Annotated in this window: 20 protein-coding genes; 4 read left to right on the top strand and 16 right to left on the bottom strand. The window is 70.7% G+C overall.

The window, feature by feature from the left end; all coding sequences use genetic code 11:
• The first annotated feature begins 12 nt into the window (after positions 1–12).
• From RGI145_RS19165 to RGI145_RS19155, 3 genes are all read left to right on the top strand, one after another.
• Positions 13–963 carry a LysR family transcriptional regulator gene (locus RGI145_RS19165; RefSeq protein WP_075799636.1) on the top strand — a complete coding sequence of 317 codons (951 nt, stop codon included), beginning with the start codon at positions 13–15 and terminating at the stop codon, positions 961–963.
• A gap of 353 nt (positions 964–1,316) precedes the next feature.
• Positions 1,317–2,354 (top strand): hypothetical protein, encoded by a 1,038-nt coding sequence (locus RGI145_RS19160; protein WP_156878607.1) that lies wholly within the window; start codon positions 1,317–1,319, stop codon positions 2,352–2,354.
• A 6-nt stretch (positions 2,355–2,360) separates the two neighbouring features.
• Positions 2,361–3,875 (top strand): MBOAT family O-acyltransferase, encoded by a 1,515-nt coding sequence (locus RGI145_RS19155; protein ID WP_075799634.1) that lies wholly within the window; start codon positions 2,361–2,363, stop codon positions 3,873–3,875.
• 376 nt (positions 3,876–4,251) lie between these two features.
• On the opposite strand, the gene RGI145_RS19150 is transcribed toward RGI145_RS19155, so the two are convergent.
• From RGI145_RS19150 to htpX, 11 genes are all read right to left on the bottom strand, one after another.
• A complete protein-coding gene (locus tag RGI145_RS19150; RefSeq protein ID WP_075799633.1) occupies positions 4,252–4,614 on the bottom strand; it encodes a DUF779 domain-containing protein in 363 nt (120 codons plus the stop codon).
• Positions 4,615–4,666: 52 nt separating this feature from the next.
• Positions 4,667–5,698: an alcohol dehydrogenase AdhP gene (adhP, locus tag RGI145_RS19145; RefSeq protein ID WP_075799632.1), complete on the bottom strand. Its 1,032-nt coding sequence runs from the start codon at positions 5,696–5,698 to the stop codon at positions 4,667–4,669.
• An 87-nt stretch (positions 5,699–5,785) separates the two neighbouring features.
• Entirely contained in the window at positions 5,786–7,303 is a 1,518-nt protein-coding gene (adh, locus tag RGI145_RS19140; protein WP_075799631.1) for an aldehyde dehydrogenase, read from the bottom strand.
• A gap of 132 nt (positions 7,304–7,435) precedes the next feature.
• Positions 7,436–8,398, bottom strand: a complete 963-nt coding sequence (locus RGI145_RS19135; protein WP_075799630.1) for a GAF domain-containing protein — start codon at positions 8,396–8,398, stop codon at positions 7,436–7,438.
• A gap of 142 nt (positions 8,399–8,540) precedes the next feature.
• Positions 8,541–9,995 carry a dihydropyrimidinase gene (gene hydA, locus RGI145_RS19130; protein ID WP_075799629.1) on the bottom strand — a complete coding sequence of 485 codons (1,455 nt, stop codon included), beginning with the start codon at positions 9,993–9,995 and terminating at the stop codon, positions 8,541–8,543.
• 253 nt (positions 9,996–10,248) lie between these two features.
• Positions 10,249–11,073, bottom strand: coding sequence for a creatininase family protein (locus RGI145_RS19125; RefSeq protein ID WP_083670967.1), 825 nt, complete (start codon positions 11,071–11,073; stop codon positions 10,249–10,251).
• Between the two features lie 61 nt (positions 11,074–11,134).
• The gene (locus RGI145_RS19120) at positions 11,135–12,118 is read right to left on the bottom strand and encodes an ABC transporter ATP-binding protein (RefSeq protein WP_075799628.1); all 984 of its coding nucleotides are present in this window, start codon (positions 12,116–12,118) and stop codon (positions 11,135–11,137) included.
• A complete protein-coding gene (locus RGI145_RS19115; RefSeq protein ID WP_237183137.1) occupies positions 12,115–13,977 on the bottom strand; it encodes a dipeptide/oligopeptide/nickel ABC transporter permease/ATP-binding protein in 1,863 nt (620 codons plus the stop codon). The genes RGI145_RS19120 and RGI145_RS19115 overlap by 4 nt, the downstream gene beginning before the upstream one ends.
• 4 nt (positions 13,978–13,981) lie before the next feature.
• Positions 13,982–14,932, bottom strand: coding sequence for an ABC transporter permease (locus RGI145_RS19110; protein WP_075799627.1), 951 nt, complete (start codon positions 14,930–14,932; stop codon positions 13,982–13,984).
• Positions 14,932–16,482: an ABC transporter substrate-binding protein gene (locus tag RGI145_RS19105; protein ID WP_075799626.1), complete on the bottom strand. Its 1,551-nt coding sequence runs from the start codon at positions 16,480–16,482 to the stop codon at positions 14,932–14,934. The genes RGI145_RS19110 and RGI145_RS19105 overlap by 1 nt, the downstream gene beginning before the upstream one ends.
• A gap of 320 nt (positions 16,483–16,802) precedes the next feature.
• Positions 16,803–17,789 (bottom strand): zinc metalloprotease HtpX, encoded by a 987-nt coding sequence (htpX, locus tag RGI145_RS19100; RefSeq protein WP_075799625.1) that lies wholly within the window; start codon positions 17,787–17,789, stop codon positions 16,803–16,805.
• A 41-nt stretch (positions 17,790–17,830) separates the two neighbouring features.
• On the opposite strand from htpX, the gene RGI145_RS19095 reads away from it, so the two are divergent.
• Positions 17,831–18,031 carry a DUF1674 domain-containing protein gene (locus RGI145_RS19095; RefSeq protein WP_083670965.1) on the top strand — a complete coding sequence of 67 codons (201 nt, stop codon included), beginning with the start codon at positions 17,831–17,833 and terminating at the stop codon, positions 18,029–18,031.
• Positions 18,032–18,332: 301 nt separating this feature from the next.
• On the opposite strand, the gene RGI145_RS19090 is transcribed toward RGI145_RS19095, so the two are convergent.
• The 5 genes from RGI145_RS19090 to RGI145_RS19070 are packed head-to-tail and all read right to left on the bottom strand — an operon-like array spanning position 18,333 to position 22,592.
• Positions 18,333–19,145 carry a MetQ/NlpA family ABC transporter substrate-binding protein gene (locus RGI145_RS19090; RefSeq protein WP_075799623.1) on the bottom strand — a complete coding sequence of 271 codons (813 nt, stop codon included), beginning with the start codon at positions 19,143–19,145 and terminating at the stop codon, positions 18,333–18,335.
• A gap of 13 nt (positions 19,146–19,158) precedes the next feature.
• Positions 19,159–19,989, bottom strand: coding sequence for a MetQ/NlpA family ABC transporter substrate-binding protein (locus tag RGI145_RS19085; RefSeq protein ID WP_075799622.1), 831 nt, complete (start codon positions 19,987–19,989; stop codon positions 19,159–19,161).
• 10 nt (positions 19,990–19,999) lie between these two features.
• Positions 20,000–20,815, bottom strand: a complete 816-nt coding sequence (locus RGI145_RS19080) for a MetQ/NlpA family ABC transporter substrate-binding protein (protein WP_156878606.1) — start codon at positions 20,813–20,815, stop codon at positions 20,000–20,002.
• A gap of 35 nt (positions 20,816–20,850) precedes the next feature.
• Positions 20,851–21,525: a methionine ABC transporter permease gene (locus RGI145_RS19075; RefSeq protein WP_037225605.1), complete on the bottom strand. Its 675-nt coding sequence runs from the start codon at positions 21,523–21,525 to the stop codon at positions 20,851–20,853.
• A complete protein-coding gene (locus RGI145_RS19070; RefSeq protein ID WP_075799621.1) occupies positions 21,525–22,592 on the bottom strand; it encodes a methionine ABC transporter ATP-binding protein in 1,068 nt (355 codons plus the stop codon). The genes RGI145_RS19075 and RGI145_RS19070 overlap by 1 nt, the downstream gene beginning before the upstream one ends.
• Positions 22,593–22,672 lie beyond the last annotated feature (80 nt).

Below are 22,672 nucleotides of genomic sequence, written 5' to 3'. Positions count from 1 at the left end.
CTCCCCGGAGCCATGACAGCGGATCCCTGCAATCTCGACCTCAACCTGCTGCGCGTCTTCGACGCCGTGGCGCGGGAGCGGCACGTCACCCGGGCGGCGGCGCGGCTGAACCTGTCGCAGCCCGCCGTTTCCAACGCCCTGGCGCGGCTGCGGACGATGCTGGGCGACGAGCTCTTCCTGCGCGCCCCGGGCGGGGTGGAGCCGACGGCGCTGGCCATGTCGCTCGCCGGGCCGGTGGCCGAGACGCTGGAGAAGCTGCGCGAGACCCTGGCGGCGCAGGCGCCCTTCGAGCCCGCCACCTCCGAGCGGGTCTTTCCCGTGGCGATGAGCGAGTATGCCGAGGCGATCCTGGCGCCGCCGCTGCTGGAACGGATGGCGCGGGAGGCACCGGGCTGCCTGCTCGCGATCCGCCATGGCGACCGCACCAATGCCGAGGCGCTGCTGGAAGCCGGCGCGGTGCACCTGGCCATCGGCGTGCTGCCGGAACCGCCGAGCCTCTATACGCGGTTGCGGCTGCTGCCGGAGGAGTTCTGCGTGCTGCTGCGGCCGGACCACCCGCTCTGCGAGGGGGAACTGACGGTGGAGCGCTTCACCGCCTTCCCGCACCTGCTGCACTCGCCCAACGGATCGCGCGACGGGGCGCTGGACGAGCCGCTACGCAAGGCGGGGCATCCCCGCCGCCTGGGGGCGGTGGTGGCGCATCTGGCGGCGGTGCCGGAGATCCTGAAGCGCACCGGGATGGTGATGACGCTGTCCGCCCGCCTCGCGCATCGCATGGCGGAGGCGCATGGGCTGGTGCTGCGGCCGGTGCCGGTGGAGATCCAGCACACACGGCTGTCGATGATCTTCCACCGGCGCTTCGAGGCGGATGGCGGACATGCCTGGCTGCGCCGGCTGCTGCTGGCGGTGGCGCGGGAGGTCGGCGCGGCGAGGGGTGGCGAGGCGGCCGGGCCAGAGGAATGAGGATGCGCTCCTTCGGGCCCTCGATCACAAAATGATGATGTGATGGGAAGGGGGCTGGGCGGCACTTCCTCATCCGGTCAGACTAATCTCAATTCTGAACCGTTTCCTGGAATTGAAGACGACTCGATGACCAGCCCGCCCTAGACCGCTGCCGCCTCCCCGCGCGACCGACCGGTTGCCGCCCATGCCGTTTCGCCACCCCGGGAGGGGATGGCACGGCCTGGATGCGGGACCGCGAGCGGGCATTGCGGGAGCCGTCACCGTCCTGGGCTTGGGAACAAGCACCATACCGTCATCGATTCCGTCTGCTTCGGCTCTTCCGGCCTGGCATGGCGCTCGACTGGAGGCCTTCCATGGCCGACACCAGCTACGCCCCGTCGTCCCCTTCCCTTGGCCGCCCCGATCGGGAGGCCGCACATCCGCCCCAGATGGAGCGTGAGGCCCACCGCCCGGCGCGCCGCTTCCTGCTGGTCTTCCTGGGCCTCTTCCTGGGCGGGATCGGTGCCCTGGCCGGGTTGCACATGGCGCTGGCCCGCCGGGCGCTGCTGCCACCCCCGCCGCTGGCGGCCACCGACTGCATCGACGGCAAGCTCGCCCTGCTGAGGGATGCGCCGCTGGGGGACCGTACGCTGATCGCGGTCGGCTCCTCCGTCACTTGGCGCAATCTCGACATGGGGCTGCTAGAGCGGCGGCTGCCGGGGGTGCGGGCCTACAATGCCGCGCCCTGCTTCCTGCACGTGGACCAGACAGCCTTCCTCACCGGGCTGCTGCTGGAGCGCACGCCGCGTCTGCGCACCGTGCTCACGGTGATGGCGCCACGCGACTTCGAGAGCTGCGGCCCGCAGGACTCCGCCTTCGTGGACGAGGATCTCGCCCGCGCCTACCTCGCCGGGCAGGTGCCGAGTTGGCTGCCCTATCTCACCGGCTTCCGCCCGCTCTACCTGGCGCGGGAGGCGCTTACCCGCTGGCGCGGCACCTCGCTGTCCCCCGAGGACGCGATGACCGACCCGCTGGGCTCCAGCATCCTGGTGCGGCCTGCTTCCTACCAGCCGGCGCCGGTGCTCGATCCCGACTGCTTCGCCGCGCTGCGGAGCTTCGATGCGATGCTGGCGGACAGAGGCGTGACGCTGGTGGTGGCGACGCTGCCGGCCAAGCCGGAATGGAGCCGGCTCTACGATCCGCAGGGCCGGCTGGTGCGGGACTGGACGCAGGCGGTGACCGAAGCGCTGGGCGGCGATGCCCGGCGCGTGATCGACGGTCGCGCCCTGCCCTGGCCCGATGCGCGCTTCGCCGATGCGGCGCACCTGCTCTACCCGAACCACCGCGACTTCACCGATCACCTGGCGCGCCGCATGGCGGAACGCGGCCTGGTCGGCGGATCGGCGGAGTAGCCGGCCATGCTGTTCAACTCGCATGTCTTCATCCTGGGCTTCCTGCCGGCCACGGCGGCGGGCTTCTTCCTCTGCGCACGCTTCGCCGGGATGCAGGGCGCGCGGCTCTGGATGCTGCTGGCCTCGCTGGTCTTCTATGGCTGGTGGAGCGTGGAGTTCCTCGGGCTGCTGCTGCTCTCGATCCTGGTCAACCATATGCTCGGCCGGACCATTCTGCGGGTGCGGCAGGGCCGGCCCAGGCTGGCACGATGGCTCGTGGCGCTCGGCGTCGGCGGCAACCTGCTGCTGCTCGGCTGGTACAAGTATGCCGGCTTCCTGGCGCAGAACCTGGGCGCGCTGACGGGGCTGGACCTCGCCTTGGACGCGGTGGTGCTGCCGCTCGCCATCTCCTTCTACACCTTCGTGCAGATCGCCTATCTGGTGGATTGCGGGTGCGGCCGCGGCGAAGCCTATGGCCTGCTCGACTACGCGCTCTTCGTCACCTTCTTCCCGCATCTCATCGCGGGGCCGATCGTCCATCATCACGAGTTGATCCCGCAGTTCCGCGCGCCCCGGACCTTCCGCTTCCGCAGCGAGGACGCGGCGGCGGGTCTCGCGCTCTTCGTCACCGGGCTGGTGAAGAAGATGCTGCTGGCCGATCCGGTGAGCGCGCTGGCGACGCCGGTCTTCGCCGGGGCGGCGCAGCCGGCGATGGCGGAAGCCTGGATGGCGGTGCTGGCCTTCTCGCTCGGCCTGTACTTCGATTTCTCGGCCTATTCCGACATGGCCATCGGGCTGGCGCGGATCTTCGGCATCCGCTTCCCGTACAACTTCAACTCGCCCTACAAGGCGCTCTCCATCAGCGATTTCTGGCGCCGCTGGCACATGACGCTGTCGCGCTTCCTGCGCGACTACGTCTACATCCCGCTGGGCGGCAACCGGCAGGGGCCGGCGCGACGGCACCTGAACCTCGTGCTGACCATGCTGCTGGGCGGGCTGTGGCACGGCGCCGGCTGGACCTTCCTCGTCTGGGGCGCGCTGCATGGCGGCTACCTCGTCGTCAACCACCTCTGGAGCGGCACGGGGCGGCGCCTGCCCCTACTGGCGGCGCGGGCGCTGACGCTGCTGGCGGTGATGTTCGCCTGGGTCTTCTTCGCCGCGCCCGGGCTGGCCGAGGCCGGTTGGGTGCTGTCCGGCATGGCAGGCGCGCGTGGTCTCGTCCGGCCGGAAACCCTGGCGGCGCTGGAGGTGCTGCGGGATGGCGGAATCGCCGCGCTGCGCGACCATCTGGGCGGGATCGGCGCCCTGATCTCCACCGGCTGGGGCCTGATGGTGCTCGTGGCCGGCAGCGTGCTGGTGCTGGCAGCGCCGAATTCCCAGGAGATCGTGGACGGCACGCCGGATGGCCGGGAGGCCCGCCGCCCGGCGCGCCTGCCGCGCTTCCGGCCGGGGCCGGTCAGCGGCGGGCTGGCGGCGGTGGCCCTGCTGCTCGCCATGATGCTGATGGCGAATGTCCGGGAGTTCGTCTACTTCCAGTTCTGATCCGTGGTGTTCTGGCGTGGCGCCTTGCGTCCCGCCCCGGGGGAGAGGCCCTGCCTCTCGCCCCGGCCCCCTCTCCGCCAGGACGCTGCGCGCCCTGGACCCGATGAGCTGGCACCCTCGGCAACCGTCAGCCCAAAGCGCCGATCCCATGGCGCGGACGGATCCGGAAGCACCGGAGAAGAGACAAGACACCCTGTCCACGCGCGTGGCAGCGGCCACCGCCGGAGAGCCATGCTCTCCGGCGCGATCCGGCCCGCGGCAGGGAGCAGGGAATGGGAGGTCCAGGACCCTCAGGGTCCTGGCGGATAGGGGGTATCGGGGGAAAGGCAGGGCCTTTCCCCCGGGCCGGAAGGGCGACGCCGGCGAACAGCCAGGATTACCCCCTCCGTGGCGGGACGCTGCAGGACGAGCGGACGAGGAAGCGCTTCTCCCGCCCGTTGTCGAGCGAGAACATGCCGCCGCGGCCGGGCACCACGTCGATCAACAGGTCGGTGTGCTTCCAGGCCTCGTACTGCGCCGCGCCGATGTAGAAGGGCGTGCCGCCGATCTCGCCCAGCAGCACGTCGCGCTCGCCGATCACGAAGTCGCCCTGCGGATAGCACATGGGCGAGGAGCCGTCGCAGCAGCCGCCGGACTGGTGGAACAGCACCGGGCCGTGATCCGCCTGGATCTCGGCCAGGAGCTCCAGCGCGGCGGGCGTGGCGCGCACGCGGTCCGGCCTCGTGTCTGTCTCGGCCATGCCAGGGTCCTCCGGGGTTGTGGGGAGGAAGCGACAGCCCCCTCCCCGCCCATCATGACGCGAGATCGAGCACGACGCGCCCCTCGATCTGGCCCTTGTGCATCCGGTCGAAGATCTCGTTGACCTTCTCCAGCGGCTCGGTGCTGACCGTCGCCTTGACCAGACCCTCGCCGGCGAAGTCGAGGGATTCCTGCAGATCGAGCCGCGTGCCGACGATGGAGCCGCGCACGGTGATGCCGTTCAGCACCATGTCGAAGATGGGCAGCGGGAAGTCGCCGGGCGGCAGGCCGTTCAGCGCCACCGTGCCGCCGCGCCCGACCACGCCGAGGGCCTGCTCGAAGGCCTTGGGCGAGACGGCGGTGACCAGCACGCCCTGAGCGCCGCCGCCGGTGTGCTTCTTCACCGCCGTGGCCGGGTCCTCGTGCTTCGCATTCACCGTCAGGCTGGCGCCAAGGCGACGGGCCAGGTCGAGCTTGGCGTCGTCGATATCCACCGCCGCGACATGCATGCCCATCGCCTTGGCATATTGCACCGCCATATGGCCGAGGCCGCCGATGCCGGAGATCACCACCCAGTCGCCCGGCCTGGCTTCGGTCATCTTCAGGCCCTTGTAGACCGTGACGCCGGCGCAGAGCACGGGCGCGATCTCGGTGAAGGACACGTTCTTCGGCAGGTGGCCGACATAGTTCGGGTCGGCCACGACGTATTCCGCGAAGCCGCCATTGACCGAATAGCCCGTGTTGAGCTGCGCCTCGCACAGCGTCTCCCAGCCGCCCAGGCAGTGCCTGCAATGGCCGCAGGAGGTGTAGAGCCAGGGCACGCCGACGCGATCGCCTTCCTTGACGTTCTTCACGCCCGCGCCGACGGCGGAGACATAGCCCACGCCCTCGTGCCCCGGGATGAAGGGCGGGTTGGGCTTCACCGGCCAGTCGCCTTCCGCCGCGTGCAGGTCGGTGTGGCAGACGCCGGAAGCGCGGATGGCGACCTGTATCTGCCCCGGCCCGGCCTCGGGGATGGGCACCTCGTCGATGGTGAGTGGCTTGCCGAATTCGCGGACGACCGCCGCCTTCATGGTCCTGGCCATGGACGTTCTCCGAATCTCAGGGTTTTCGGGGTTTTGTGGCTCCCGGGCGGCGCGGGGTGGACATCCCGCGCCGCCCCCCACAGCCCTTCAGAAGAAGCCGAGCTTCTTCGGGCTGTAGCTGACCAGCATGTTCTTGGTCTGCTGGTAGTGGTCGAGCATCATGCTGTGCGTCTCGCGCCCGATGCCCGATTGCTTGTACCCGCCGAAGGCCGCATGGGCCGGATAGGCGTGGTAGCAGTTGGTCCAGACCCGCCCGGCCTGGATGGCGCGGCCGAAGCGGTAGGCGCGGTTCACGTCCCGCGTCCAGACGCCGGCGCCCAGGCCGTAGAGCGTGTCGTTGGCGATGGAGAGAGCCTCCTCGTCATCCTTGAAGGTGGTGACGGACACGACGGGGCCGAAGATCTCCTCCTGGAAGACGCGCATGCCGTTGTGGCCGCGGAAGACGGTGGGCTTCATGTAGAAGCCTTCCGCGAGGTCGCCGGACAGGATGTTGCGCTCGCCGCCGATCAGCACCTCGGCGCCTTCCTGCTTTCCGATGTCGATGTAGCTCAGGATCTTCTCCAGTTGCTCGCTGGAGGCCTGGGCGCCGATCATGGTGGAGGGATCGAGCGGATCGCCCTGCTTGATGTCCCCGACGCGCTTCAGCGCCTTCTCCATGAAGCGGTCGTAGAGGCTCTCATGGATCAGCGCGCGGGACGGGCAGGTGCAGACCTCGCCCTGGTTCAGCGCGAACATCACGAAGCCCTCGATCGCCTTGTCGAGGAAGTCGTCATCCTCGGCGCCGACATCCTGGAAGAAGATGTTGGGCGACTTGCCGCCGAGCTCCAGCGTGACGGGGATCAGGTTCTGGCTGGCATACTGCATGATCAGCCGGCCCGTCGTCGTTTCGCCGGTGAAGGCGATCTTGGCGATGCGCGGGCTGAGCGCCAGCGGCTTGCCGGCCTCCAGCCCGAAGCCGTTGACGATGTTGAGCACGCCGGGCGGCAGGATGTCGGCGATCAGGTCGGCCAGCACGAGGATCGAGGCCGGCGTCTGCTCGGCGGGCTTCAGCACCACGCAGTTGCCGGCGGCGAGCGCGGGGGCGAGCTTCCAGCACGCCATCAGGATCGGGAAGTTCCACGGGATGATCTGGCCGACGACGCCCAGCGGCTCGTGGAAGTGATAGGCCACGGTGTCGTGGTCGATCTCGCTCAGCGTGCCTTCCTGCGCACGGATGCAGCCGGCGAAGTAGCGGAAATGGTCGATGGCGAGCGGCAGGTCGGCGGCGGTGGTCTCGCGGATCGGCTTGCCGTTGTCGAGCGTCTCGGCGCGGGCGAGGAGGTCGAGGTTGTCCTCCATACGCTGCGCGATCGCGTTCAGCAGCTTCGCGCGCTCGGCGACGCTGGTGCGGCCCCAGGCGTCCTTGGCGGCATGCGCGGCATCCAGAGCGCGGTCGATGTCGGTGGCGTCGGAACGCGCGACCTCGCAGAGGATGCGGCCGTTGACGGGCGAGGTGTTGGCGAAGGTGCGGCCGCTGGCGGGTTCGACCCACTGGCCGCCGATGAAGTTGCCGTAGCGGCGCTTGAACGGGGAATCCGTCACGCGCAGGGCGTCGAGCTTGGTCATGGTTCCCTCCGTCGCGATCCGTCGTCGTTGTCGATCGCGTCGAGGGTAAGCTGGAACCTTCGCCCCCGTCCTGTCACCTGCCCGGAAAGCGTGGAAGCCGCGTCCTGTCGCAGAACTGCGACAGGGGTCCGTTCAGTTCGCGCCGCGCAGGCCGAGGCGGCGCAGTTTGCGGTGCAGCGTGGCGCGGCTGATGCCGAGCGCTTCGGCGGCGGCGGACACATTGCCGCCGGCACGCGCCAGGGCATGCTGCACCGCGCTGCGCTCGGCCTGGAGGAGATCCGTGGCCGGGCCGCCGGAACCCAGCAGGTCGGCCGCCGGCAGGGCCTGGCGCAGCTTCTCGGGGGTGATGTTCAGCGCCAGGCGGGCGGCGCGCGTCGCACCGATCACCAAGTCGTCCGCATCAATGGCGAGCAGCGCGCCGGGCGCCCGGTCATCGGCCAGGACGATGCGCGCGCGTGGGAAGGCTCGGCGGAAGTTGCGCTCCTCGATGCGGCGCGCGGCCTCGCCGGTGGCGGTGGCGATCAGGCCGGTGAAGCCCTCCGTGAGATCGGCGCGGCAGGAGGAAACGTCGAGCGCGGCGGCGAGGCGGCCTTCCTCGTCGAAGATCGGTACGGTGCTGCAGCTCAGCCCGGCATTGCGGGTGTGGAAGTGCTGGTCGCGATGGATGGTGAGCGCGCGCTGCTCGGCGATGCAGGTGCCGATGCCGTTGGTCCCCTCCTGCGCCTCGCTCCAGACCGTGCCCGTCCAGAGGCCCCAGTCGCGGAATTGCGTGTCGTCCGCCGAGGCGCCACGGCGCTCCACCGGCACGCCGTGGCGATCGGTCAGCAGCACGCAGCAGCCGATGCCGCCCACGGCCTGGAACAGCCGGTCCATGCTCGGCTGGGCGAGCTGGATCAAGGGCTCCATGCGCTCGCGTGCCTCGCGCAGCTCGGATTCCGTCACCCGCCAGGGGGCGCGGTGGTTTTCCGGGTCCAGCCCGTACTGGGTCATCGAGCGGCGCCAGGAGGCCGCCACCACGGAGCGCGCCGCCGCCGCGCCATCCTGCAGGACGGCGCGGACCTGATCGGCATGTGCGCGTGCCGGAGAACCGGACATGCTTCCCTCCCTAGGGCAAGTGGGCCTTGCTCTGGAACCAGAGCCCTACCATGGCCGCGCCCGGGGAAGGAAAGGGCAAATTTCTGTCAGGGCGCGCGGCTGGCCACCCTGCCCTGCCGCCGGAGGCTCCAGGGTAGCGGCCTCAGGGCAGCGGAGGTGCGGCCTCGAAGCCATCCGGCAGGCGGCCCAGGGGGCGGGCGGTCTCGCTCGCGTCGCGGGGCAGCCAGCGGCCGGAGCCGGGCGGGGCCAGCATCCTGCCCTGTTCCATCGCCACCTCCCCCCGGGCGATGGTCATGACCGGCCAGCCCTTCACCGCCAGCCCCTCATAGGGGGTGTAGTCGATGGCATGCTGCATCAGGGCGTTGGTGAGGGTGACCTCCTTCGCCGGGTCCCAGAGCACGAGGTCGGCATCCAGCCCGGGGGCGATGGCGCCCTTGCGGTGGGACAGGCCGGCGATCCGGGCGGGCTCGGTGGCGGTGAGGGCGACGAAGCGGGCGAGGTCGATGCGCCCCTTCGAGACACCTTCGGAGAACAGGATCGGCAGGCGGGCGGCGAGGCCCGGGATGCCGTTGGGGATGGCGTCGAAGGAGGCGTCGCGCCCGTTCCGCGCCTTGCCCCGGTCCCCCCCGAAGGAGAAGCCGCAATGGTCCGACGACACCACAGAGAGGGTGCCCCGGCGCAGCATCTCCCAGGTGCCCGCATGCTCCCCGGCCTGGCGGGGGGCCGGGCTGCAGATGAACTTGGCCCCCTCGAAGCCCGGGCGGTCCATGTCCTCCGCGGTCAGGACCAGGTATTGCGGGCAGGTCTCGCCCCAGACCTTGAGGCCCCGCGCCTGGGCGTGGGCGATCTCCTCCGCCACCTCGGCGCAGGAGACGTGGAAGACCTGGACCGGCTGGTCCACCAGCTCCGCCAGCGCGATGGCACGGTGCGTGGCCTCGCGCTCCACCACCGGCGGCCGGGCCCAGGCATGGTATTTCGGCGCCGTCATCCCCGCTGCCAGCAGCGCCTGCTGCCGCCAGTGGATGGCGTCGTGGTTCTCGCAATGCACATGCACCATCAGCCCGTGCCGCCGCGCGGCGAGCAGGACCCGCAGGAACTCCGCATCCGTCAGGTGCAACGGGTCGTAGGTGAGGAAGGCCTTCAGGCTGGCCACCCCGTCGGCCACCACCTGCGGCAACTCGGTGTCCATCACCGCCGGGGTCGGGTCGGTGATCACCTGGTGGAAGCCGTGGTCGATCATGCCACGCGCCGCGCGCTCCCGGTTCGCGCGGTGCTGCTCCAGGATGCCGCCGCCCTTGAACTGCGGCGTGAAGCAGACCAGCGTCGTCGTGCCGCCGGCGAAGGCCGAGTGGCTGGCGGTGGTGAAACTCTCCTCGTGGATGCTGCCGTCGGATTGCGGCTCTTCGATATGGCAGTGCGTGTCCACCCCGCCCGGCAGCACCAGCAGCCCGTCCGCTTCGACGATCCGCGCGCCTTCCACGGGCAGCTCCTCGCCGACCGCCGCGATCCGCCCGCCCCGCACGCCCACGTCGCAGCGCCGCACGCCACCCCCGGCCGCGACCATGCCGCCCCGGACCACCAGCTCGTATCCCGCCATCGTTCCTCTGCCTTAGGATTGGGCCTGGGAACCGGGAGGCTCTGCCTCCCGGACCCTCCGCTCAGGGGCACAGTGTGCCCCCGAGACCCCGCCATGAGCGCTCCGCGAGGAGGGGGATTGGGAAACCGGTCGCTTCTGGTGCAACGGCGGTCGAAGCCCCCTCCTCGCGGAGCGCTCACAGGGTTCCCAGGGACCAACGTCCCTGGGCGGGTGGGTTCCAGGGAGGGCAGAGCCCTCCCTGGCCCCGGCCGGATCAGGCCGGGACACGCGACGCGAAATGGACGGCGAAGCGGGCGACGATGTCGGTGAGCGTCTCGGACAGGGCGGCGCCGGTCTCGGCGGAGGAGAGGTTCGGATCGCCCTTGGCGACGCCGTCGTGGTAGACCTCGTCGTAGGAGTTGGGCATGCCGATCTCGGCGCCGTCGAAGCTGGCCGTGCCCAGGCCGGTGAAGGGCAGGCCCAGGACGCTATCGCTCTTCAGCGGCGCGGCGGCGGGGACCATGTCCTTACGGATCAGCTCCGGGAAGAGGTGCAGGCCGATGCTGGTCAGCGGGTCAGCGCCATGGCCGGACACCGCCCTGGCCTTCTCCGCTCCGATGATGCCGGGCAGCAGCCCGTAGCCGATGCGCCAGAGGTAGAGGCTCGGCAGGATGGTCCTGTCCTTCTCGTAGAGGCGGCGCGCCACCTCGGCGATCGGGCCGACATTGCCGCCATGGCCGTTGACGACGACGATGCGCGTCAGCCCGTTGCGGTGCAGGCTCTCCACCATGTCGGTGATGACGCTGGTCAGCGTCGCCTGGGTGATGGCGATGCCGCCGATCATCGGCGCGAACCAGTCGGAGCCGCCGAAGGGCAGGACCGGGGCGACATAGGTGGGCGTGCCGAGCTCGGTGGCGCGAAGCGCGGCGAGTTCCGCGATCTTCTCGGCCAGCAGGTAGTCGCCCATCGGGGCGTGCGGCCCCTGGTCCTCATGGCTGCCCATGGGCAGCAGGATGACCGGGTTCTTCGCGTAGGCTTCGCGCCCCTCGCCGCCGGTCAGCGTGCCCATATGCACCTTGGGCGTCGTCTTGGTGGCCACTCTCACGCACTCCTGGACAGTTCTGGGTAGGGACGGCCCCCGGCGCGTGCCGGGGGCGCCGTCAGGCGAGCGCCTCGGCCCGGATGCAGGCAACGGCCTGTCCCGGATTGCCGAAGGGCCGCAGCGCCGGCACGTCGCCCGCGCAGGCCGCGACCGCATGGGCGCAGCGGGTGCGGAAGACGCAGCCGGAAGGGGGGTTGGACGGGCTGGGCGGGTCGCCGGCCAGCAGGATGCGCTTGACCCGGTGCTTCGGGTCGAGGCGCGGCGTGGCCGAGAGCAGGGCGCGGGTATAGGGATGCGCCGGGCGGCTGAAGACGGTCTCGGCCGGCCCTTCCTCCATGACGCGGCCGAGATACATCACCATCACCCGGTCGCAGAGATGCCGCACCACGGGCAGGTCGTGGCTGATGAAGAGCATCGCCAGGCCGAGGTCGCGCCGCAGGTCGGAGAGAAGCTGCACCACCTGCGCCTGGATCGAGACGTCCAGCGCGCTCACCGGCTCGTCCGCCACCAGGAAGTCCGGCTTCGTCGCCAGGGCGCGGGCGATGCCGATGCGCTGGCGCTGGCCACCGGAGAACTCGTGCGGGAAGCGCTGCGCATGGGCGGGGTCGAGGCCGACGCGGGCCAGCAGTTCGCCCACGCGCTGCGCCTGCTCCGCCCCTGAGGCGAGGCCGTGGATGTCCATGCCGTCGGCGATCTGCGGGCCGATGCGGCGGCGTGGATCGAGGCTGGAGAAGGGGTCCTGGAAGACGATCTGCATGCGCCGGCGCAGGCGCCGCCACTCGGCGCGGGAGATGCCCTCCATCTCCTTGCCATCGAAGCGCAGGCTGCCGGAGGTGGCGGGCAGCAGGCCCAGCATCATGCGGCCGAGCGTGCTCTTGCCGGAGCCGCTCTCTCCCACCACGCCCAGCGCCTCGCCGCGCGCGACCCGCGCATGGATCTGGCGCACCGCCTGCACCGGCTTGCCGCGGCGGAAGACGCCCTTGGCGGGGAAGGTCTTGGAGAGGGCGTCGGCCTCGATCAGCGGAAGGGGCGAGGATGTCATGCCGCCTGGTCCTCCAGGGCGCCGAGTTCGGCCCAGCGGATGCAGCGCGTGCTGCGGCCGGGGCGGGCCTCCTCCAGCGGGGGTGGGCCGGCCTCGCAGGCGGCGATGGCATGCGGGCAGCGGGGGGCGAAGCGGCAGCCCACGGGAAAGGCATGCGGCGGCGGCACCACGCCGGGGATGCCGGCGGGTTGGTGCTCGCCCTCCGGCACCGCCGCCAGCAGGGCGCGGGTATAGGGGTGCAGCGGGCCGCGGAAGACCGCCTCGACGCTGCCGCGCTCCACCACCTGCCCGGCATACATGACGGCCACGCTGTCGGCGATCTCCGCCACCACGCCCAGGCTGTGGGTGATGAAGACCATGCCCATGCCCGTCTCGCGCTGGAGATCGGCCAGCAGGTCGAGGATCTGCGCCTGCACCGTGACGTCCAGCGCCGTAGTGGGCTCGTCGGCGATCAACAGGCGCGGGCGGTTGGCCAGCGCCATGGCGATCATCACGCGCTGGCGCATGCCGCCCGACATCTCGTGCGGGAAGACGCGCATGCGCCGTTCCGGATCGGCGATGCCGACACGGCGGAAGAGTTCCAGGGCGCGCCGCTGCGCCTCGGCACCGCCCAGCTTCGGCTGGTGCGCCAGGATCGCCTCGGCCACCTGGTCGCCCACGCGGTGGACGGGGTTCAGACTGCTCATCGGGTCCTGGAAGATCATCGCCATCGGGCCGCCGCGCAGCCTGCGGAGCTCCTCCTCCGGCAGGCGCAGCAGGTCGCGCTCGCCAAACCAAGCGGCACCCTGGGCGATGCGTGCGACGGGCGGCAGCAGGCCCATCACCGCCGTGACGGTGACCGACTTGCCGGAACCGCTCTCGCCCACCACGGCCAGGGTCTCGCCGGGCTTCACCGAGAAGGAGACGCCCTCCACCGGGCGGATCGTGCCGCGCGGGGTGGCGATCTCCACGGTCAGGTCCCGCACCTCCAGCACCGCGCCCGCCGCTTCCTCGCGGCGCGGCAGCAGGCCCGGCAGCACGCGGTCCACCGCACGCAGGCGCATCCGCCCGGCGCCGGTGCGCGGGTCCACCGCGTCGCGCAGCCCGTCGCAGAGCAGGTTCATCGCCAGGATGGTCAGCGTCAGCGCCAGACAGGGCCAGAGCAGCAGCAGCGGCGCCTGTTCCATCGTGGCGCGGGCGCCGCGGATCATCAGGCCCCAGGAGGGCGCCGGCGGCACCACGCCCAGGCCCAGGAAGGACAGGCCGCTTTCCAGCACCACGGCGGCGGCCACGGCGAGCGAGAACTGCACCAGGATCGGCCCGGCGACATTGGGCAGCACGGTGCGCAGCAGGATGCGGCCGGTGGGGGCGCCGAGGGCGCGGACGGCCTCCACATAGTCGTGCTCCCGCGCCGAAAGGACCTCGGCATAGGTCACGCGGGCGAAGCCGGGGAGGTAGAGGACGGACAGGACCAGGATCAGTGTCCCCGCCCCCGGCCCCATCAGCGTGACGACCAGCAGCGCCAGCAGCACGGGCGGGAAGCAGAGGATGATGTCCATGCTGCGCACCGCCAGCATTTCCCCCAACCCGCGGAACCAGCCGCCGACCAGGCCGAGCAGCGTGCCCAGGATGCCCGCGACGATGGCAGAGGCGAAGGCGACGGACAGGCTGGTACGGGCGCCCCAGATCAGGCGGGACAGCACGTCGCGGCCGAATTCGTCGCGCCCCAGCGGGCTGCCGGCCAGGGGGCCGGAAAGGCGGTGGGCGATGTCCTGCCGGACCGGATCGGGCAGACCGAGCAGCGGCGCGGCAAGGGCCAGCAGGATGATGACGGCGACGGCCGCGCCGGGAATCCAGAGCTTCTTCATGGTCGGGGTCATGGATTCAGGCCGTCCGGATGCGCGGATCGAGCGCGGCGTAGAGCAGGTCGGTCAGCAGGTTGATCAGCAGGAACAGCGCCGAGATCACCAGCACGATGCCGACCACCATGGGATAGTCCCGCGCCTCCACCGCGCGCAGCAGCGGCGTGGAAAGGCCGGGCCAGTTGAAGACGTATTCCACCAGCACCGTGCCGCCGAGCAGCGAGCCCATGTGCAGCGCCAGCACGGTCAGCACCGGCGTCAGCGCGTTGCGTACCACGTGGTGCACCAGGATGCGGCGCGGGCTGAGGCCCTTGGCGCGGGCGGTGCGGACGAAATCCTTGCTCAGCGCGTCGAGCACCGAGGCGCGGGTCATGCGGAAGACCACCGCGGCCAACCCCTTGCCGATGGCGACGGCCGGCAGGGTGAGCAGCAGCAGGTGCTGGCCGGGGCTTTGCGCGAAGGGCACGTAGCCGCCCGCCGGCATGATCCGCAGCATCTGCGCGAAGACCAGCACCAGCAGCGTGCCGACCACGAAGACCGGCAGGGCCAGCAGGAAGGCGGCGATGCCGGAGCTGATGCGGTCGAAGGTCCCGCCCCGGTGCAGCGCGGCCCAGGTGCCGGCGGGCATGCCGAAGACGACGGCGAGCAGCGTGCCGGCGAGGATCAGCTCCAGCGTGCGCGGCAGGCGCAGCGCGATCTCCTGCGCCACCGGATAGTCATCGACCAGGGAGGAGCCCAGGTCGCCGCGCAGCAGCCCGGCGAGGAAGCTGCCGTACTGCGTCATCAGCGGCAGGTCGAGGCCCAGGCGCTCGCGCAGCTCCGCCACCGCCGCCGGGTCGGGCGAGACGCCGCCGGTGGAAAGCAGCAGCTCCGCCGGATCGCCCGGCACGAGGTGCAGGGCCATGAAGACGATGCTGGCCACCACCCAGACCAGGGCGAGCGAGATGCCGACGCGGCGCAGGATCCAGAGCATCAGGCGAAGCTCACCTCTTCCAGCGTCGCGCCGGAGAGCAGGGTGAGCGCGCCGGGCAGGTTGGTGAAGCCCTGGACGTTCTTGTCCATCGCATAGCCCTGGGCGCGCCAGGCGAGGCCGACCAGCGGCACCTCCTCCAGCGCCGCGCGCTGCATGTCCTTGTAGATCTCGACCCGCTTGGCCTGGTCGAACTCGGCGCGGCCGCGCGCCAGCGCCTCCACCGTGCGCGGCGCCTTGAGCATGTAGGAGCGGCCATGGGTAGGCGAGAGCGAGGTGTCCATCACCACCGACAGCCCGTCCGGGTCGTTGTTGTCGCTGGACACGCCGTGGATGGCGATCTCGTACTGGCCGCGCATGCCCTGGGCGACGCGGGTGGACCAGTCGGGCAGGCGCAGCTCGCACTGGATGCCGACGGCGGCGAGGTGCTGCTGCACGACCTCCGCCGTGTCCTTGTGCATGCCGTACTGCGCGGTGGAGAGCAGCGTGGACTGGAAGCCGTCCGGCACGCCCGCCTCCGCCAGCAGCGCCTTTGAGCGCGCCGGGTCGTAGTTCCAGCCATGGGCGAGCGTCTCGTCGTACCAGGGAGTGCCCTCGGCGATCGGCACGCCCTCCAGCACCTTGCCCCGGCCGAAGAAAGCGGCCTTCACGATGTCCTCCCGCCGCACGGCATGGGCGACGGCGCGGCGCACCCGGGCATCGGCGAAGGGGCCCTTGGCGCCGTTGAACAGGATGTCCATGAAGGGACCGTACTGCGTCTCCATCTTCAGGCGCGGATCGCCCTCGATGGCGCTCATCGACTGCCAGGGTACGTATTCGATCAGGTCCACGTCGCCCGACTGCAGCGCCGCGACGCGCAGGTTCTCGTCCGCATAGACGGTGAACTTCACGCCTTTCAGCTTCGGAAAGCCGGGGCGCGGGTACTTGTCGAAGGGGACGAGGTCGATGGAGGTGCCACGCTCCTGCCCGGAGATGCGAAAGGGACCGGCGCCGACCGGCTCGTTGGCCGAGGATTTCCGCCAGACGATCGCCATGTTGTAGTTGCTGAACCAGCTCGGAACGGTGGCGACGGGCTCCTTGGTGTAGAGCTTCAGCGTCTGCGCGTCCGGCGTCTCGATGCGCGTCACCTGCTGGAACTGCGCGCGCATATAGGCGGTGGATTTCTCGCCGGCGATCTGCTCGATCGTCCACTTCACGTCCTCGGACGTCACCGGCTCGCCATTCTGGAAGATGGCGTCCCGGCGCAGGCGGAAGACCCAGGCGCCGTCCTCATGCGCCCAGGATTCCGCCAGTTCCCCTTTCAGCTCGCCCTTCTCGTCGAAGGCGATCAGGCGGCGATGGACCAGCATCTTCACCGTGCCGGCGGAGGCGCCGGCGCTGGCCCAGGGCTGCAGGTTCGGCGGGAAGGTGGAAAGGCCGAAGCGGAGGATGCCATTGGCCGCCTGGGCATGGCCGGGGCGCGCCAGGAAAGGCAGGGCGCCGCCCGCGGCCAGCGAGGCCAGGGCAGGCGCCGCAAGGCTGCGGGCCAGAAGGGTGCGGCGGGTGGTCGTCATCGGCAGGCCTCCGTCTCGGGCTGTCGTGGCAGGCCCCATCGCGCGCGGACCGGCGGGCCGGGCGGCGTGGCGATCGTCCTCCCCACCCCGCATGCTCGGCCTGATCGCAGCGCAACAGCAACCCCGTCAGCGCGGTGAACGGGAGCAATCACCGTGCCATGGCAGTTTCGCAGGCGGTGGCAGCGCTGGCCCTCGCGGCCTGCCCGGGAATGAGGCAGCCCGGGCGGGAAAGCCTGTCCGGCTGGCGGCCCCCTGTCGCGGAAACGGCCGCCTCTTTCGCCATCAGGGGACCGGTCCGCATCTCCGGTCCCGGCGTTGCGCTATCCCCAGGGACCCCGGCGGCGCCCGGCGGTCGGCGGTACCGAGCCGCCGCTCCAGGGCCCGCGGGACGCGGTGCCGCCCCGGACTCTCCCCTGGCCTCTCCCTTGGCCTCCCCCTTGGGGCCCGCCCATCGGGGGCGCGGCCGTGGTGTCGTGGCCCATCAGGGCACGGACCCGGTTCTCGGTGCTGGGATGGGTGGAGAAGAGGTTGTCCATCCCCTGCCCGGAGAGCGGGTTCACGATGAAGAGGGGGGCACTTTCGGGATGCGCCTCGGCGGAACGGTTGAGGATGGCATGGCGGGCCCCCTCCAGCCGCAGCAGGGCCTGGGCCAGGCCCTGCGGCCCGCCGGCGATCTGGGCGCCGAGGCGGTCGGCCTCGTATTCCCGGGCACGGCTGATGGCCATCTGCACCAGCATGGCCATCAGCGGGGCCACCACGATCATCACCAGCACGCCGATGAAGCCCAGCGGGTTGCGGTTGTCCCGCCCGCCCCCGAGCAGCCCACCGAAATGCGCCAGGAATCCGATAGCGCCGGCGAGGCAGGCGGTGACGGTCATGATCAGCGTGTCGCGGTTGCGGATATGCGCCAGCTCATGCGCCACCACCCCGGCCACCTCTTCCTCCGGCATCATCTCCAGCAGGCCGGAGGTAACGGCGACCGCGGCGTTCCGTGGGTCGCGGCCGGTGGCAAAGGCGTTGGGCTGGGCCTCGTGAATCAGGTAGAGGGCGGGCATGGGCAGGCCGGCGCGGGCGGCCAGTTCCTGCACCATGGCGTGCAGGCGGGGCGCGTCGCCCGGCCCGATGGGCTGGGCGTTGTGCATGCGGAGCACGGCCTTGTCGCTGTTCCACCAGGCCCAGAGGTTCATGCCGCCGGCCATGACCAGGGCGACCACCATTCCCTGCCTGCCCCCCAGCAAGAAGCCCACCCCGGCAAAGAGGGCCATCAGCCCCGCCAGGAGGATCGTCGTCCGCAGTGTTCCGTTCATCGGGTATTTCTCCCGGCCCCGTCCCGCCTCATATGGGGGATATGAGCGAAAAATCCGCCTCCCCCCCGAATGTCACGCAGAAGCCGGCCGAGCCGGCGCCGGTTGCGGCGCCGGACGGCCCCCCGCCCCATGGCGGGAAGCAGGAGGAGCGCGCCCTGCCGCCCGAGATCGGCGGGCCGACCGGCCCGGAGCCGACCCGCTATGGCGACTGGGAGCGCAAGGGCCGGGTCAGCGATTTCTGAGCCACGCCCGAAGGGGTGAACAGGCCACGAACCGTGTCCGGGCTTCCCGGAACGGGAGCCACAAGATCTAGAAGGGTCTCCGAGTCGTCCCTGGCGCTTCGGAGACAGGTGCCGAATCGGGCCATTCGGCTGTTTCCCGCCGGTTTCCTGCCCCGATGTTCTTGATCGGTTCCTGGACCGAATCGCGAATGCGCTTGGAAACGGGTGGTGCGGCACGACTGCCACACCACCATGTCGCTCTCCGGGCGCCTTCGCGGACAGAGGCGACGGCCGGCCAGGAGCCGGACGCCACCCCCTGGTCTCAGGCGCCGACGATCACCGCGCCGCCGAACTTCTCCTCGACGAAGCGCCTGACTTCCGGCGTGGCATAGCCGGAGGCCAGTTTCTTCGCCCAGGCGGCATCGGCATCCTGGCGCCGCACCACCACGAGGCAGGTATAGACGCTCTCGGCGCCCTCCTTCACCAGACCGTCCTTCAGCGGGTTCAGCCCGGCGGGGACGGCGTAGTTTCCGGTGATGGCGGCGGCATCCACGTCGTCCAGCGAGCGGGCGATCTGCGCCGCCTCCAGCTCCACGAAGCGCAGGCGCTTGGGGTTCTCCACCACATCCGCCACGGTGGCGCGGAAATCCACGCCGGGGGCCAGCTTGATGGCGCCGCCCTGGGCCAGCAGCAGCAGTGCGCGGCCGCCATTGGTCGGATCGTTGGGGATGGCCACGCGTCCGCCCTGCGGCAGGTCGGCGAGCGACTTCAGCTTGCGGCTGAACACCGCCATCACCGTCAGCACGGTCTTGCCCACGGGCACGAAGTCGTAGCCGCGCTGCGCCTTCTGCGCGTCGAGGAAGGGCTGGTGCTGGTAGGTGTTGGCGTCGATGTCGCCGCCCGCCAGGGCCACGTTCGGCTGGATGAAGTCGCCGAACTCGGTGATCCTCACGGCGAAATCGTCGCGCGCCAGCACGTCGCGCACCTGTTCCAGAACCTGGGCGTGCACGCCGCTGGTGACGCCGACGCGGCAGGGCCGCGCCGCCGTGCCGATCTGCGCCGCGCCTTGCGCGCGCAGGACGGCGGGGAGGAAGAGACCGCCGGCCGCGGCCAGCAGGAGGGGGCGACGCTGCATGTTCCGTGTCTCCTCAGAAGGCCGCCACGACGTTGCCATGGAAGGTGTCACGCACGAAGTCGCGGATCTCGTCGCGATGGTAGGTGTCGACGAGGCGCTTCACCCAGGGAGCATCCCGGTCGGGCTGCCGCACCACGATGAGATTGGCATAGGGGCTTTCGCCGCTTTCCCGCGCCAGCGAATCCCGCACCGGGTTCAGCCCGGCGATGATGGCATAGTCGGTGTTGATCGCCGCCGCATCCACGTCGTCCAACGCGCGGGGAACCTGCGCCGCTTCCAGTTCCACGATGCGCAGGCGCTTCGGGTTCTCCACGATATCGGCCACGGTGGCGCGGAAATCGGCGCCGGGTGTCAGCCTGAACAGGCCGGCCTGCGCCAGCAGCACCAGCGCGCGGCCGCCGTTCGAGGGATCGTTGGGAATGGCGATGCGCCCGCCCTGTGGCAGGTCGGACAGCGCGCGCAGCTTCCGGGAATAGACGCCCATCGGGAAGATCAGCGTCCGGGCCACGGCCACCAGCGGCAGGCGCTGGTCGCGCACCTGCTGATCGAGGAAGGGCTGGTGCTGGTAGGAGTTGCAGTCGAGATCGCCCGCCGCGAGCGCCGCGTTGGGCTGGATGAAGTCCGTGAACTCGACGATGCGGAGCGCGAAGCCGTCCTGGGCAGCGAGCTCGCGCACCTTCTCCGTCACCTGGGCATGCGGCCCGGCGGTGACGCCGATCTTCAGCGGGCGGGCGGCACTGCCGATCTCCCCTGCCTGGTTCCCCGTTTGGGCGCGGAGGATGGCGGGGCGGAGAAGCGCGCCGCCGGCCAGAAGGCCGGCGGCAAGAAGGGGGCGACGCTGCATGGCGCTGTCCTCAGAAGGCCGGAATGACGGAACCGGAGAAGGTCTCCGCCACGAAGGCCTTCACCTGGTCGTTCTGGTAGGCATTGATCAGCTTCTTCACCCAGGGCTTCTCCTCGTCGCCCTGGCGCACCACGATGCGGTTGGAATGCGGGCTATCGCTGCGCTCGATGGCGATGGCGTCGCGGGTCGGTTGCAGCCCGGCGGTGATGGCGTAGTTGGTGTTGATCGCCGCCGCGTCCACGTCGTCCAGCGCGCGGGGAAGCTGCGCCGCCTCCAGCTCCACGATGCGCAGGCGCTTCGGGTTCTCGGTGATGTCGGCGACGGTCACGCGCACATCGGCATTGGCCGGCAGCTTGATGGCGCCGGCCTGGGCGAAGAGCATCAGCCCGCGCCCGCCCTGGGTCGGGTCGTTGGGGATGGCGATGCGGCCGCCCTGCGGCAGCGCCTCCACCGACTTGATCTTCTTGGAGTAGATGCCCATCGGGAAGGTCAGGGTCTTGGCCACCGAGACCAGCTTGAGGCCGCGATCCTTCACCTGCTGGTCGAGGAAGGGCTGGGTCTGGAACGAGTTCGCGTCCAGGTCGCCGGAGGCGAGCGCCACGTTGGGCTGGATGTAGTCGGTGAACTCGATGATGCGGATCACCAGCCCGTCCCTGGCGGCGATGTCGCGCACCTTCTCCATCACCTGGGCATGCGGGCCGGCGGTCACGCCCATCTTCAGCGGGCGGGCGGCGGTGCCGATCTCCGCGCCCTGGGCATGAGCCACGGTGGCGAGGGCCGGGGTGGCGAGAAGGGCGGCGAGGGTCGCGCGGCGTGCGATGGTCATGGTCTTCTTTCCCGTGTTGTGTGGCGTTTCGTTGTTCAGCGGTGGCTGACGCGGCGGACCAGCCAGTCGCCCAGCGATTGCAGCCCTTGGACGAAGAGGATCAGGATGACGACCACGGTCGCCATCACCTCCGGCATGAAGCGCTGGTAGCCGAAGCGGATGCCGAGATCGCCGAGGCCGCCGCCACCGATGGCGCCCGCCATGGCGGAGAAGCCCACCAGGCTCACCAGCGAGACGGTGATGGCGGCGATGATGCCGGGCATCGCCTCCGGCACCAGGACGCGGGTCAGGATCTGCATCCGCGTGGCGCCCATGGCGCGAGCGGCCTCGATCACCCCCCGGTCCACCTCGCGCAGCGCGCCCTCGAAGAGGCGGGAGATGAAGGCGGTGGCGGCCAGGGCCAGCGGCACGATGGCGGCGCTGGTGCCGATCGAGGTGCCCGCGACGAGGCGGGTGAAGGGCACGATGGCCACCATCAGGATGATGAAGGGGGTCGAGCGCACCGCGTTGATCAGCAGGCCGAGCGGCCGGTTGATCCAGCCGTTCGGACGCAGCCCGCCCTGCCCCGTGCTGTAGAGCAGCAGCGCCAGGGGGAGGCCGATCGCCACCGCCACCGCGATGGAGACGAAGACCATCACGAGGGTCTCCCAGGCCGCGTCGATCATCAGGTCCTGCAGCGCGGGCGGCAGCCAGGGGAACAGGTTGGGCATCAGTGGTCCTCCCCTTCCTTCACATCGGCCACGTCGAGGCCGAGCGAACGCATCCATTCCACGCCCTGGGCCAGTTGCGCCGGCGCGCCATAGGCCGCCAGCGCCATCAGGCCGAAGGGCTCGCCGCCGATCTCGTCGATGCGGCCGGACACGATGTTGAGATCCAGCCCGAAGCGGCGCGAGGCCTCGCTGACCACGGCGCGGGTGGAATGCGGCCCGGCGAAGAGCACCTGGAGCAGCCGGCGCTCCTCACCCGGCTGCGGCGCCGGCAGGCGGGCGACCGTGCCGGGCGGCACGGCATGGCCGATCACCTCCGCCACGAAAAGGCGGGTGACGGGCTGTTGCGGCCGGGTGAAGACATCGAAGACCCGGCCCTGCTCCACGATCCGCCCGGCCTGCATCACCGCCACGCGGTCGCAGATCGCCTTCACCACCGCCATCTCATGGGTGATCAGCAGCACCGTCAGGTCCAGCCGGTCGCGCAGCGACTTGATCAGCGACAGGATGTCGGCGGTGGTCTCGGGGTCGAGGGCGCTGGTCGCCTCGTCGCAGAGCAGCACCTTCGGGTCCGAAGCCAGGGCGCGGGCGATGCCCACGCGCTGCTTCTGCCCGCCCGAGAGCTGCGCCGGATAGGCATCGCGCTTGCCCTCCAGCCCGACCAGCGGCAGCAGCTCGCGCACCCGCGCCTCGCGCTCCGCGCGCCCCGCGCCGGCGATGGAAAGGGGGAAGGCGATGTTCTCCGCCACCGTGGCGGAGGAGAGCAGGTTGAAATGCTGGAAGACCATGCCGATGCCGCGCCGCGCCTGGCGCAGCCCGGCCTCGTCCAGTGCCAGCATGTCGCGGCCCAGCACCTCGACCCGGCCCGTATCCGGGCGTTCCAGCAGGTTGACGCAGCGGATCAGCGTGGACTTGCCGGCGCCGGAGCGGCCGACGATGCCATAGACCTCGCCCGGCGCCACATCGAGGGACACGCCATCCAGCGCCAGCGTTTCCGCCCCGCGCGCGGTGAAGCGGCGTGTCAGATCGCGGAGCCGGATGGCGGCCGGTGCCTGTTCTTGTGAAGACATGAGAAAACCCGGTCAGGAAGCTTCTTGGGAGGCGTCCGTGCCTCCGGTCCGGCCCGGCGTCGCATGAATGGCGACGGGGG

It is taken from the genome of Roseomonas gilardii (assembly GCF_001941945.1).
GTDB lineage: Bacteria > Pseudomonadota > Alphaproteobacteria > Acetobacterales > Acetobacteraceae > Roseomonas.
This window is presented reverse-complemented; position numbering and strand designations above follow the sequence as displayed.